Origin of the sequence: Oceanimonas sp. AH20CE76 (assembly GCF_039654065.1) — a bacterium.
Taxonomy (GTDB): domain Bacteria; phylum Pseudomonadota; class Gammaproteobacteria; order Enterobacterales; family Aeromonadaceae; genus Oceanimonas; species Oceanimonas smirnovii.
On the sequence record NZ_CP155481.1, the window covers coordinates 2,295,622 to 2,309,050 of the forward strand.

At 57.2% G+C, this 13,429-nt stretch carries 10 protein-coding genes; 6 read left to right on the forward strand and 4 right to left on the reverse strand.

The features are described 5' to 3' along the window. The first annotated feature begins 8 nt into the window (after nt 1-8). From dacB to N2M06_RS11160, 3 genes are all read left to right on the forward strand, one after another. On the forward strand, nt 9-1,436 hold the full coding sequence (gene dacB, locus N2M06_RS11150; RefSeq protein ID WP_317075215.1) for a D-alanyl-D-alanine carboxypeptidase/D-alanyl-D-alanine-endopeptidase: 1,428 nt from the start codon (nt 9-11) through the stop codon (nt 1,434-1,436). Between the two features lie 73 nt (nt 1,437-1,509). Beyond that, a complete protein-coding gene (locus N2M06_RS11155) occupies nt 1,510-1,773 on the forward strand; it encodes a GrxA family glutaredoxin (protein ID WP_317075214.1) in 264 nt (87 codons plus the stop codon). A gap of 254 nt (nt 1,774-2,027) precedes the next feature. Continuing rightward, nucleotides 2,028-3,242: a pyridoxal phosphate-dependent aminotransferase gene (locus N2M06_RS11160; protein ID WP_317075213.1), complete on the forward strand. Its 1,215-nt coding sequence runs from the start codon at nt 2,028-2,030 to the stop codon at nt 3,240-3,242. Between the two features lie 68 nt (nt 3,243-3,310). Here the strand turns inward: N2M06_RS11160 and cls are convergent, their stop codons facing one another. Continuing rightward, entirely contained in the window at nt 3,311-4,747 is a 1,437-nt protein-coding gene (gene cls, locus N2M06_RS11165) for a cardiolipin synthase (protein ID WP_019934269.1), read from the reverse strand. 91 nt (nt 4,748-4,838) lie between these two features. Here cls and N2M06_RS11170 point away from each other — a divergent pair, with 91 nt between their 5' ends. Then, nucleotides 4,839-5,387, forward strand: a complete 549-nt coding sequence (locus tag N2M06_RS11170) for a DUF1439 domain-containing protein (RefSeq protein WP_019934270.1) — start codon at nt 4,839-4,841, stop codon at nt 5,385-5,387. Here N2M06_RS11170 and N2M06_RS11175 read toward each other — a convergent pair. Together N2M06_RS11175 and purL are read right to left on the reverse strand one after the other, a co-directional pair. Continuing rightward, the gene (locus N2M06_RS11175; RefSeq protein WP_317075212.1) at nt 5,365-7,095 is read right to left on the reverse strand and encodes an EAL domain-containing protein; all 1,731 of its coding nucleotides are present in this window, start codon (nt 7,093-7,095) and stop codon (nt 5,365-5,367) included. The two genes, N2M06_RS11170 and N2M06_RS11175, sit on opposite strands and share 23 nt — an antisense overlap. Before the next feature lie 157 nt (nt 7,096-7,252). After that, a complete protein-coding gene (gene purL / locus N2M06_RS11180) occupies nt 7,253-11,140 on the reverse strand; it encodes a phosphoribosylformylglycinamidine synthase (RefSeq protein ID WP_346350783.1) in 3,888 nt (1,295 codons plus the stop codon). Between the two features lie 201 nt (nt 11,141-11,341). Between purL and mltF the strand changes: the two genes are divergently transcribed. Further along, nucleotides 11,342-12,748 carry a membrane-bound lytic murein transglycosylase MltF gene (gene mltF / locus N2M06_RS11185; RefSeq protein ID WP_346350784.1) on the forward strand — a complete coding sequence of 469 codons (1,407 nt, stop codon included), beginning with the start codon at nt 11,342-11,344 and terminating at the stop codon, nt 12,746-12,748. 89 nt (nt 12,749-12,837) lie between these two features. Next, complete coding sequence (locus N2M06_RS11190; protein ID WP_019934274.1) at nt 12,838-12,978, forward strand: hypothetical protein; 141 nt, start codon at nt 12,838-12,840, stop codon at nt 12,976-12,978. Between the two features lie 5 nt (nt 12,979-12,983). Here the strand turns inward: N2M06_RS11190 and N2M06_RS11195 are convergent, their stop codons facing one another. Beyond that, complete coding sequence (locus N2M06_RS11195) at nt 12,984-13,424, reverse strand: universal stress protein (RefSeq protein ID WP_019934275.1); 441 nt, start codon at nt 13,422-13,424, stop codon at nt 12,984-12,986. Nucleotides 13,425-13,429 lie beyond the last annotated feature (5 nt).

The following is a 13,429-nucleotide window of genomic DNA, read 5'->3' on the forward strand; positions in this document are numbered from 1 at the left end:
GAGAGCTTATGAAACGGTTAACAAGTGCCCTGCTGTTGTTGTTCAGTGCCGGTGCCGCGGCCATAGAGCCGCCGGCCCATGGCCAGAGCGCCTGGATGCTGGCCGACGCCAATACCGGCAACATAGAAATGCGCCATCAGGATGAATTACTGATGAAACCGGCCTCAACCCAAAAGCTGGTCACCGTGCTGGCTGGTGCGCTGACACTGGGGCCGGACTGGCAATATGAAACGCGCCTGCAGTACAGGGGAGATCTCGACCAGGGACGGCTCACCGGTGATTTGCTCATCGACTTTGCCGGCGATCCCAGCCTTACCCGTGAGCAGCTGGCTGAGCTGCTCAGACGCAGCGGCATTCGCCATATCAGCGGCAAGGTACTACTCAACCAGTATCACTTTACCGGCTATGACAGAGGAAATGGCTGGTCCTGGAACGATCTCGGCGTTTGCTACACGGCACCCGCTGCCGCGCTGATTCTGGATCGCAACTGTGTGCAGGGTGCCCTCTATGCCCGCACCGGCAGTCCGGCCCGGGCCACAGTGCCGGCTCATCAGCCCGTCAGTGTCAGTGCCGAAGTGGCCGTGCTCAACCGCACCGAGCGGGAGCAGAGTTTCTGCGAGCTGGAGCTGGACATGGGGCCGGACAATCAATATCACCTCACCGGCTGTATCGGTCCGCGCAAGGAGCCCTGGCCCCTGCGTTTTGCCATTCAGGATGTGTCTCACTGGGGCACACAGCTGACCGGCTGGGCACTGAAACAGGCCGGCATCGGCCATTCGGGCACCATTGAAGACAGCAGACTCAACACCAGCCAGTGGCCGGTGCTGGCCAGTCATAAGTCACCGCCTTTTGCGGAGCTTGCCGAGCGTATTCTGGTTTATTCCGACAACCTCTATGCCGACAGCCTGCTGCGTACCCTGGGGGCCATGCACTTCAGTCAGCCCGGCAGTTTTCGCAACGGTACTCAGGCGGTGCGGGACATTCTCAAGGCTCAGGCCAATATTGATCTGGGCCCAAGCTGGCTGGCCGACGGCTCGGGCCTTTCCGCCCACAACCTGCTGCGCGCCCGCGATCTGATGGCGGTGCTGCTCACCATCAGTCAGGACCCGCGCGCCCAGTGGCTGCTTGCCCGCCTGCCGGTCAGTGGTGAGAGCGGCACCCTGCGCTATCGCAAAAGCGTGCAGGGGCCGGCACTGAAGGGCAAGGTGATTGCCAAGACCGGCACCATCGCTCATGTGCAGAACCTGGCGGGCTTTATCGACACGCCCAACGGCGAGCGCAAGGCCTTTGTGCTGCTGCAAAACGGCCTGTCCATCAGCCCGGAGCAATCCAATGCCATGGCCGCCGGCCAGCTGGAATGGCCGGCCCGGCGCTTTGAGCGCAACTGGCTGACCGGCATTACCGAGCGGGCTTCCATCGCCAGCACCAATCAATAAACCAAGAACTAACAATTTTGGCGGCAGTTGGACTTGCTCTATACTGCCGCCAGTTAACTAAAAGGAGAGATACATGTTTGCAGTGATTTTTGGTCGTCCCGGTTGCCCTTTCTGTGTGCGCGCTAAAGAGCTGGCAGAAAAGCTCACCGCCGAGCGGGATGATTTTAACTTCCGTTATGTGGATATTCATGCGGAAGGCATTTCCAAGGAAGATTTGGAAAAAACCGTGGGCAAACCGGTAGAGACAGTGCCGCAAATTTTTCTGGATCAAGCCCATATTGGCGGCTTTACCGAGTTTGAAGCCCATGCCAAAGAGCATCTTGGCCTGTACAGCTAAGCATTACCGAGGCGGCCCGAGTGCCGCCTTTTTGGTGTGTTTCACGCCTTATTCATCTGAAAACTCCCTTTATCAGCATTTTTTTCGTTCAAAGCCCGCTTTAACCTCTTTTCATTCCGCAGCCAAAGCTCCATTATGGGCCATTGATTTTGATACTGCCGCATCCGCTCTGACACAAAATACCGGCTTGTACCGGTTTTTTCTGTTGCGGGCCATCATCAGGCAGCTCCATGATTCCGAGGCCGTCACCACTTATGTATTCTGTAGAAAAATCCCACAAACTGGATAACGTCTGTTACGACATTCGCGGGCCAGTACATAAAGAAGCCCGCCGCCTTGAAGATGAAGGCCACCGGATTCTTAAGCTGAACATCGGCAACCCGGCTCCCTTTGGCTTTGAAGCACCGGAAGAACTGCTGAAAGACGTGATCATGAACCTGCCCACCAGCCAGGGCTATTGTGACTCCAAGGGGTTGTTTTCCGCCCGAAAGGCGGTGATGCAGTATTATCAGCAAAAAGGACTGCGCACCACCGACATCGACGATATCTATATCGGTAACGGCGTGTCCGAGCTGATTGTGATGGCCATGCAGGCGCTGCTGAATAACGGCGATGAAATTCTGGTGCCCGCCCCCGACTATCCGCTGTGGACCGCTGCCGTGACCCTGTCCGGCGGTAAAGCGGTGCACTATATGTGTGATGAGCAGGCCGACTGGTATCCGGATCTGGATGATATCAAGTCCAAAATCAGCCCACGCACTAAGGGCATAGTGCTGATCAACCCCAACAATCCCACCGGTGCCGTGTATGGCAGCGAGTTTTTGCTGGAAGTGATTGAAATTGCCCGCCAGAACAAGCTGATTATCTTTGCCGACGAAATTTACGACAAAATTCTCTACGATGATGTGGCCCACCATTCGGTGTGTACCCTGTGCGATGACGTGCTGGTAGCCACCTTTAACGGTCTCTCCAAAAGCTACCGCGCCGCCGGTTTTCGCCAGGGCTGGATGATGCTGAGCGGCCCCAAGCATCAGGCCCGGGATTATATCGAAGGGCTGGAAATGCTCTCCTCCATGCGGCTGTGCGCCAACGTGCCCATGCAGCACTGCATTCAGGCGGCATTGGGCGGCTATCAGAGTATCAACGAGCTGGTGCTGCCCGGCGGCCGGCTGCGCCGCCAGCGCGACCGGGCCTGGGAACTGCTAAATGAAATTCCCGGCATCAGCTGCGTCAAACCCAAGGGCGCTATCTATATGTTCCCCAAAATGGATCCCAAGGTGTATAAGATCAAAGACGATCAAAAGATGGTCTACGATCTGCTGCTGCAGGAAAAAATGCTGATTGTACAGGGCACCGGTTTTAACTGGCCCAAACCGGATCATTTCCGGCTGGTGACCCTGCCCAGAGTCGACGACATTACCGATGCCGTCGAGCGTATTGCCCGCTTTCTCAAGCATTACCAACAATAACCCCAGTGATTAGGGATTGGGGAGCAGGGAATCGTTTTCTCCCTATTCCCTGCTCCTATTCCCCGCATTTAAAGCAGCGGGCTGAGCAGATAAAACAGGTTTTCCAGCAGGCGTTTGCGCAGCGGGCGTTTGCGCCATTCCATCCAGGACAGAGGACGCGCCTGAGACAGGTAACCGTCGGCCAACTGCAGCAACTCGCCCATCGCCTTGCCGTCGTCGATCAGCAGGGTCATTTCAAAATTCAGCCAGAAACTGCGCTTGTCCAGGTTGACCGTGCCCACCAGACCAAACTGGTGATCCACCAGTACACACTTGGTATGCAGCAGGCCGGCAGAATACAGGTGAATTTCCACGCCGGCCCGCAGCAGCTCATCAAAGAAAGCATTGCAGGCATGATTGACCATGCGTGAGTCGTTTTTCTCCGGCAGTACCAGCTGCACTTCCACCCCCCGGTCAGCGGCGGAGCACAGCGCAGCCACCAGCGGATCGTCAGGCACAAAGTAAGGGGTGATCAGCACCAGCCGGCGGCGCGCCTGATACACAGCACAGAGCAGGCTCTGAGAAATGGCATCCCCCCCCATAAAGGGGCCGGAAGGCAACAGCTGCAGCTTGAGCTGATTATCCAGACAGCTGATCGGGTGATACTCCAGCTGCTCCAGCAAGCGCTCGCCGGTTTCCATTTCCCAGTCCCACACAAACAGCGACCAGATAATGGGCACAATGGGGCCGCGAATACGCAGCATGATATCCACCCACTGGCCCACACCGGCGTTTTGCTTGAAGCAGGCAGGATCAACCAGATTCATGGAGCCGGTGTAGGCCACATCGTCGTCGATCACCACCAGCTTGCGGTGCATGCGCAGATCCTGTCGCTCAAACAACACGCGAAAGGCACCTACCGGTAATACTTCCACCACCTTGATGCCCGCTTCTTTCATGCGCCTGGGCCAGTGGCTGCGAAAAAAGTCGGCGCTGCCCACCGAGTCCAGCAACAGCCGGCAATCCACCCCCCGGCGGGCAGCGGCCATCAGTGCATGGGCTACATCATCCGCCATGCCACCCGCATGCCAGATATAAAACTCCATGTAACAGGAGCTGCGCGCTCGCTCTATATCTTTTACAATCGCATGCAGAATAGTGTCGGGCTGCTGCAGCAGTGTCATGCCGTTGCCGCTGAGCATGGGCATATTGAACCGGGCCCTGACCAGCTCATAAATAGGCCTGACCTGATCGTTCACTTCAAACTGCTGGCCGGGAAAACGGGTGACCAGCACATTGATCCAGTCGGCGTGAGGCCGGTACATGGCCCGGGCACGCTCGGCCCGCTTCCGGCCCAGCCGTACCTCACCAAACAGAATATAGGTAGCGGCACCGGCTACCGGAATAGCATAGATCAGTGCCAGCCAGGCCAGGGAAACCCCCACCGGCCGGCGCTTCATGATCACCCTGAAAGTTACCCCCAGTACCAGACTGGTATGGGCAGCGAACAGCAACCAGCCCACCATGGTAGAGATGTAATCGTTCAAAAACGCCTTGCTCCTTATTAACCAGACGGGGCAGACTGTAGCAAATGACTATTCACATCGTGAGTACAGCATGATGAAAAGTATACTTTTTTTCCTGATATTTAGCGTATCTGCGGCATTATCTGCACAAACCCTGACACTGACAGAGCAACAGATCAACCAGCACCTGACTACACAGCTGGGCCGGGACTTTCCCATCAACCTTGGCAGCTGGCTGAAAGCCGGTGTGCGCCTGGCCGATATACAGGTGGCGCTGGGCCGGCAGGAGGCCGACAAGGCAAGGGTGTCAGGCCGCGCAGTGGTGATACTGGAGCAGGGCGGCGTGCGCAGGGACTGGGACATCAGTGGTGATTTCAGTGCCCGCCCCCGCTTTAACAGCGAAGAGGGAGCACTTTATCTGGATGAGTTTGAGCTGCTCGGCTACCGGCTCAATAATCAGGATGCCAGCGGTCAGGCCAATTTCATTATGCCATTGCTGCTGCAAAGCCTGGCCGAATATCTGGCTCAGAATCCGGTTTACCGGCTGGATGAGCAGGATCCGCTGCAGCGACAATTAAAAGAAAGTGTACTGGGGCTGAGTATCAGCCCCGGACAACTCACTCTGCAAGGGCTGGAATAAAACTCGGCACTTGTGCTGGTGGCAGCGGGCTGGCCACCAGCGCCCCCTGCACCTGCTGACAGCCATATTGCCGCAACAGAGCAAGCTGTGCCTGCGTTTCCACACCACAGGCAACCGTTGTCAGCCCAAGGGTACGCGCCAGCGCCAGTAACGACTGGATCACCGCCCGGTCAAATTCGTCCATGCTGTCGCTCAGCAGGCCCCGGTCAAGCTTGATGCCGTCTATGGGCAGACTTTTCAGTGTATCGAACCGAAACCGGCCATGACCCACGTTATCCAGATAAATGGTGGTGCCAGCATCGCGAAAGGCGGTTAATACCCGCATCAGAGACTCACTGCGGCGCATAATAAAATCACTGCGCAGCTCCAGCTCAAAGTCTGCCGGACTGACTCCCTGCTCACGCAACCTATCCAGCAGCCGTAGAATACGCAGTTGCTCAAGCTCCGGCTCCAGCCCGCTCATGTTCAGGCTGATACGGCCGGACCATCCCTGCTGCCGCCACTCTACCAGCTGAGCAGCCGCTTCGGTACACACCCATTCAGCCAGCCGGCCCAGCAGCCCTGCATCCCGGGCCGCCGGTAAAAAAACATTGGGCATGACCACACCCAGCACGGGATGATGCCAGCGCAACAGTGCTTCCACCGCCGGCAAGGTCTGATGCTGCAGAGTGATACGAGGCTGATATTCCAGGTATAACTGCTGTTGCTCAAGGGCTTCCCGCACTTCCTGTGCCAGCCGAGTGCGTTGTTTAAGACGGGAAAAACTGTGGCTGTCAAAAAGCGATATATGAGAGCGGCTGCGGCTTTTAGCCTCATACATGGCAGTATCGGCATACCGCAGCAGAGTTTCAATCTCAAGGCCATGAAGAGGGTACAGACTGATGCCCACACTGGCCCCTACACTCAACTCATGATGATCCACCCGTACCGGAGCTTCCAGCGCTTCCACCAGCCTGCCGGCCCGTTCAAACAACTGACTTTCTTCATCTATATCGCGCCACACCAGTACAAATTCATCACCACCGATGCGCGCAACAATTTCATTGTCACCCGTCATCTTTTGCAAACGGCCGGCCAGCGCTTTAAGCACCCGATCACCCACGCCGTGGCCAAAACCATCATTAATGGGCTTGAACCTGTCCAGATCGATAAACAGCAGGGCCAGCTGCTCGTCGGTAGCCAGTGCCATACTGATGCGGTTAAACCAGCTGATTAAAAATTCACGGTTGGCGGTGCCGGTCAGGCTGTCGTGATGAGCCAGAAAGCTGAGCCGCTCTTCCGACTGACGCAGCCGGCTGATGTTATCCACTATGCCGATAATATGGCTGATAAGACCGGCTTCATCACGGATCAGCCGCAGCATCAACCAGTGCGTAGCCACCTCGCCATGGCGGTTGATTTGCTCAACCTCCCCTTCCCATTGCTCCTGATATTGCAGTCGTTTCCAGATGCGACGGTAGTAGCGGCCATTATGCAGGCCCTTACTGACGTGGGTCAGATGGCGACCAAGCAAGGTCGACGCATCCAGCTCACAATGCTGACAAAAGGCCGGGTTCACTTCCAGTACCCGCCCTCTGGCATCCATAATCACAATGCCCTCACGGGTGTATTGCATAATTCTGCGTGTCAGGAGCAGGCTGTCACAAGATATATCCGGCACGCCGCCGGTATTTGCTTCCACCTTTTGTAACCAGTGTTGTTGTTCCATATCGCATCTTTCATTAGTAAGAGCACTGCGTGCGTGACCTGATATGGCAGGATTCAGGCGAGAATTTTTATTATAAGCTGCTCCATCATATAGGCTCATTTGATAAATAAAAAGCCCGCAATTGCGGGCCTTTTATTTTGAGATGCAAATGGCAAATTCAGCCGAGATGCTTGCGGGCATTGCGGAACATCCGCATCCAGCCACTGTCTTCGCCCCAGTTATCCGGATGCCAGGAATTGGCCACGGTGCGGAATACCCGCTCCGGGTGCGGCATCATAATGGTCACCCGGCCGTCTTCGCTGGTCAGGCCGGTAATGCCGTTGGCAGAGCCGTTGGGGTTAAACGGATAACGTTCAGTGGCCTGGCCGTGATTGTCCACAAAGCGCAGCGCTACCGTGCCGCTGGCTTCCAGGGCGGCAATGTCGGCACGCTTGGGCTGCACCCGGCCTTCACCGTGAGACACGGCAATAGGCAGGCGGGAGCCGGCCATGCCGGACAGGAACAGGCTGGGAGATTCCTGCACCTCCACCAGGCTGAAACGGGCTTCAAAGCGCTCTGAAGTGTTACGCACAAAGTCAGGCCAATGGGCCGCACCGGGGATCAGATCCCGCAGCTGGGACAACATCTGGCAACCGTTGCACACGCCGAGAGCAAAGCTGTCGTTGCGCTGGAAGAAGGCCTCGAACTGAGCCCGCAGCGCCTCATTAAAGAGAACACTCTTGGCCCAGCCACCACCGGCACCCAGCACGTCGCCGTAAGAGAAGCCACCACAGGCCACCAGGCCGGCAAACTCGTCCAGGCGCAGACGGCCACTTTGCAGATCGCTCATATGCACGTCCACGGCGCTGAAGCCGGCCCGGTCAAAAGCGGCAGCCATTTCCATGTGGGAGTTAACGCCCTGCTCGCGCAAAATGGCCATTTTCGGATGCACACCCCTGGCAATGTAAGGCGCGGCGATATCTTCCTTCGGATCAAAGCTGAGCGAAGCGGACAGACCGGGATTGGCTTCCAGCTTGGCGTCAAACTCGGCCTTGGCACACTCGGGGTTATCCCGCAGCGCCTGCATGCGGTAACTGGTCTCGGACCACAGGCGGCGCAGCTCAGTGCGACTTTCAGCATACACTTCTTCGCCGTTGGCCAGCACACGCAGGGTATCGTCGTTATTGAGACCGCCAATCACATGAGTGCAGGCCGCCAGACCGTGGCCGGCCAAGCAGGTCAGTACCGCTTCCTTCTCGTCACGGCGCACCTGTAGCACGGCTCCCAGCTCTTCGCTGAACAGCGCTGCCAGGTGATCCGCTCCCAGCAGATCCAGCTCCACATTCAGGCCGGTGTTACCGGCAAAGGCCATTTCCGCCAGGGTCACAAACAAGCCGCCGTCGCCCCGGTCGTGATAGGCCAGCAGCTTCTTCTCGGCCACCAGCGCCTGCATGGCGTTAAAGAAGCCCTTGAGTTGCTCGGCATCGTCCAGATCCGCCGGCTGGTCGCCCAACTGACGATACACCTGGGCCAGTGCCGAAGCACCGAGGCGATTCTTGCCATTACCCAAATCAACCAGGATCAGGTCGGTTTCGCCCATATCGGTGCGCAGCCAGGGAGTGACGGTGCTGCGCACATCGGTGACCCGGCCAAAGGCGGAGATCACCAGCGACAGCGGCGCAGTCACACTTCTGTCTTCACCATCCTGCTGCCAGCGGGTCTTCATCGACATGGAGTCCTTGCCTACCGGTATGGTCAGCCCCAGCACCGGGCACAGCTCTTCGCCCACGGCCTTGACCGCTTCATACAGGCCGGCGTCTTCACCGGGGTGACCGGCGGCAGACATCCAGTTGGCAGACAGCTTGATGCGGTTGAGTTCACCAATTTCAGTGGCGGCAATGTTGGTGATGGCTTCGGCCACTGCCAGCCGGGCAGAAGCGGCAAAGTCAAGCAGGGCCACCGGCGCGCGCTCGCCCATGGACATGGCCTCACCGGCATAGGTGTCGTAGGCGGCGGCGGTCACGGCACAGTCGGCCACCGGCACCTGCCAGGGGCCCACCATCTGATCACGGGCCACCAGACCGGTGACGGTGCGGTCACCGATGGTGATCAAAAAGCCTTTATCAGCCACAGCAGGCAGTGTCATAACACGCTCGGCGGCGTCCTTCAGGTTGATGCCGTGCAGATCCAATGCCGGGCTCTGATGCTGTGCACTTTCCACGTCGCGGTGCATTTTGGGCGGCTTGCCCAGCAGCACCTCCAGCGGCATATCGATGGGCTGGTTATCGAAATGCTCATCATGCAGGCTGAGGTGACGCTCGGCAGTGGCTTCACCGATCACCGCATAGGGAGCCCGCTCACGGCGGCAGAAGGCTTCAAACTCAGGCAGACGGTCATCGGCCACCGCCAGTACATAGCGCTCCTGAGACTCGTTACACCAGATCTGCAGCGGGCTCATGCCCGGCTCGTCATTGGGAATATCACGCAGATAGAAACGGCCACCGCGGTCGCCGTCATTCACCAGCTCGGGCATGGCGTTGGACAGGCCACCGGCACCGACATCATGAATAAAGACGATGGGGTTGTCATCACCCATGGCCCAGCAACGGTCAATCACTTCCTGGCAGCGACGCTCCATTTCCGGGTTGTCCCGCTGCACCGAAGCAAAGTCCAGATCTTCACAGGACTGGCCCGAGGTCATGGAAGAAGCGGCACCGCCGCCCAGACCAATGTTCATGGCCGGACCGCCCAGCACCACCAGTTTGGCACCGACCGGAATCTCGCCTTTTTCCACATGTTCGCCGCGAATGTTGCCCAGACCGCCGGCGATCATGATGGGCTTGTGATAACCGCGCACTTCCTCGCCGTTAAAGCTGGCAACCTGCTCTTCATAGGTACGGAAATAACCCAGCAGGGCCGGACGGCCGAATTCGTTATTGAAGGCAGCACCACCCAAGGGGCCGTCGATCATGATATCGAGGGCGCTGACAATGCGCTCGGGCTTACCGAAGTCCTGCTCCCAGGGACGTGCATAACCGGGAATCTTCAGGTTGGACACGCTGAATCCCACCAAACCGGCTTTGGGCTTGGAACCCCGGCCGGTGGCACCTTCATCACGAATTTCACCGCCGGAGCCGGTGGCAGCACCGGAATAGGGCGCGATAGCGGTAGGGTGGTTATGGGTTTCCACCTTCATCAGAATATGAATATCTTCCTGATGATAACGGTACTCGCCAGACTCTGGGCTGGGGAAAAACCGGCCCGCCGGCGAGCCGGCCATCACGGCGGCGTTGTCCTTGTAGGCAGAAAGCACATACTCAGGGTTCTGCTCAAAGGTATTTTTGATCATTTTAAACAGCGACTTGGGCTGCTCGACGCCGTCTATGGTCCAGTCGGCATTGAAAATTTTATGACGACAATGCTCCGAGTTGGCCTGAGCAAACATATAGAGTTCAATGTCGTTGGGGTTACGGCCCAGCTTGCTGAAGCCGTCAAACAGATAATCAATTTCATCATCCGCCAGCGCCAGCCCCATGCGCAGGTTGGCCTCGGCCAGGGCGTCGCGGCCACCACCGAGAATATCCACCGAGGTCAGCGGGGCCGGTTGAGACTCGGCAAACAGGCACTCGGCCTCGGCAAGACTGGCAAAGGTGGCTTCGGTCATGCGGTCGTGCAGCAACTGGCTGACGGCATCAAGTTCGGCGGCAGACGGCTCACGCTCAAAAGAAAGATAATAGATGATGCCACGTTCAATACGTTTGACCTGCGTCAGGCCACAGTTGCGGGCAATGTCGGTGGCCTTGGACGACCAGGGAGAAAGGGTGCCGGGGCGTGGGGTCACCAGCACCAGGTGGCTGCCGGCAGCGGGGGTAATGCCATCGGCGGGGCTGTCGAGCAGCTGAACCAGAGTTTGCCGGCCCGTCTCGTCGAGTTCGGCGGTCAGAGCGACAAAGTGCACATACTCGGTTTCAATGGCGGATAACGGCAGGGACTGTGCCTCGGCACGACGAATAATCGCCTGGGTTCTGAAACCGGATAAGGCCGGTAAGCCTCTCAGTATTTCCATAGTGGCTAATTCTCAAAGCGTGAGTGTATGGGGGGTTCTCAAACTGGCGGTATTATAGGTTTACGCCCCTGCCCTGTCGACGCCGATTTACCCCTGTCTGATGTGACAGACTGCCGTAAATATCGGCAATAACCTGACTAAAGCGTCGGCTTTTGCTATAAAGTGGCGTGATTTTTTCTCTTGGAGTTGTCAGTGCTGACCATGCGTATGCTTGCTAGACAATGGCTGTTGCTGGGGTTGCTTATTTTGGCCGGCTGTGATGACAGCGATAACAATGCCAACCAGCACAGCCACATTCAGGCCAGAGGTGAGCTGAGGGTAGGCACCCTTTATCATCCGCTTTACTACTTTTTGCGTAATGAGCAGGAAGAAGGCCTGGATTATGAACTGGCCCGCGGCTTTGCTGATTATCTGGGAGTACAGCTGACCATGGTGCCGGTATACAGCCTGGAAGAGCTGTTTGCTCTGCTGGATAACGGCCGGGTCGATATGCTGGCTGCCGGTCTGGTAGGTAGCAGCACCCGCCGGGAACACTACCGTTTTGGGCCCGCTCTCTATGAAGTGGCCCAGACTCTGGTCTATCGCAAGGGCGAAGCCCGGCCGCAGGATCTGCAGCAGTTACAGGGTACTGTCAGGGTGATGGCCGGCTCCAGTCAGGCGGAATGGTTGCAGCGCCTTGAACAACAACAGCCGGCGCTCAGCTGGGAGTCCCGTAAAGACACGGATGCAGAAGATTTATTGCGGCAGGTGGCCGAGGGCCGGGCCGATTATACCCTGGTGGAAGATACTCTGCTGGCACGCACTCAGCGTTATTACCCGGGCATAGATGCCGCTTTTACTTTACCCGGCTCTCAGCCGGTATCCTGGGTGATGGATAGCCGTGACGATGACAGTCTGCTGGCCGCCATGCTGGATTACTTTGCTATCGAACGCGACAGTGGCACCCTGGCCCGGCTGAATGAAAAATACTTTGGTCATATTCAGGACTTTGATTACGTCGATACCCGTATTTTTTTGCGCCGGGCTGAAGATCTGCTGCCTCAATATCGTCCGCTGTTTGAGCGACATGCCGGCTCCCTGGACTGGCGACTGATTGCTGCAGTCAGCTATCAGGAGTCGCACTGGCAGCCCGATGCTCAGTCCTATACCGGTGTGCGCGGTATGATGATGCTGACCGAAGACACCGCCCGGCAAGTGGGTGTGGATAACCGGCTTGATCCCGAGCAAAGTATTCGTGGCGGGGCCAGTTATCTGGCTTCATTGATAGAGAGGTTGCCGGAAAGCATTCCTCACAGCGAGCGCGTCTGGTTTGCGCTGGCGGCCTATAACATAGGCCTGGGGCACCTGCTTGATGCCCGCCGGATTACCCGGCTGCGCGGTCAGGATCCCAATGCATGGGCAGAGGTCAAAGCCAATCTGCCTCTGCTGCATCAGCCCAAATGGCATCGTAAAACCCGCTACGGCTATGCCAGAGGGCGGGAAGCGCAAAAATTTGTCAACAATATCCGTCAGTACTATCAAAGCCTGCAGTGGCTTTATAAGCCCACCACTGACACTCAGCTTACCAGCACTCAGCATGAGAGCCAGCCGACAAAATCGGCACTTTAACGGTATTGTCACTTTACGCCGTTATGATCAGCTGATAATAAAACAAAAAGGCCGCTGATGCGGCGGCCCCGATAATAAGGAGCATGAGAATGCTGAGAAGAAAACGTAATCTGCTGAAACATCACAAGCCCGCAGCCGGCTCCCGCCGCCGGCTGATGATGCAGGATGTGCGCCGCAAGATATTGCGCCGCAGCACCACTTATTTTCTGACCCAGGCCAGTTTTGACTGACCCATTCAGCGAACAGTGATCACGCCGCACTTGGCGCTGTTGGCCACCTTGTGAGACACGCTGCCCATCACCAGACCAGCCAGATCACCCAGGCCTCTGGTGCCCAGCACCACCACATCCACACCGAGTTTTTCGGTCTGTTTTAAAATGGTCCGGGCAGGTTCCCCTTTATCGACATGGGTATAAATATTGCCCACACCCAATTTTTGCGCTTCGGCCTCCGCTCCTGCCAGAATGCGATTGCCCAGCGCTTCCATTTCTTTAAGCTCATCACTGATGGCCACCGCTCCAATTCCCCAGATTAAGGTCGCTTCATGGGGCAGCACTTCGGGCACATGCAGTATGTGCAGCTCCGCATTGTCTACCCTGGCAAGATGACAGGCCAGCTCCAGCGCCTTGCGGCCATGTTTGGAACCATCTACCGCAACCAGTAACGATTTGTACATATATC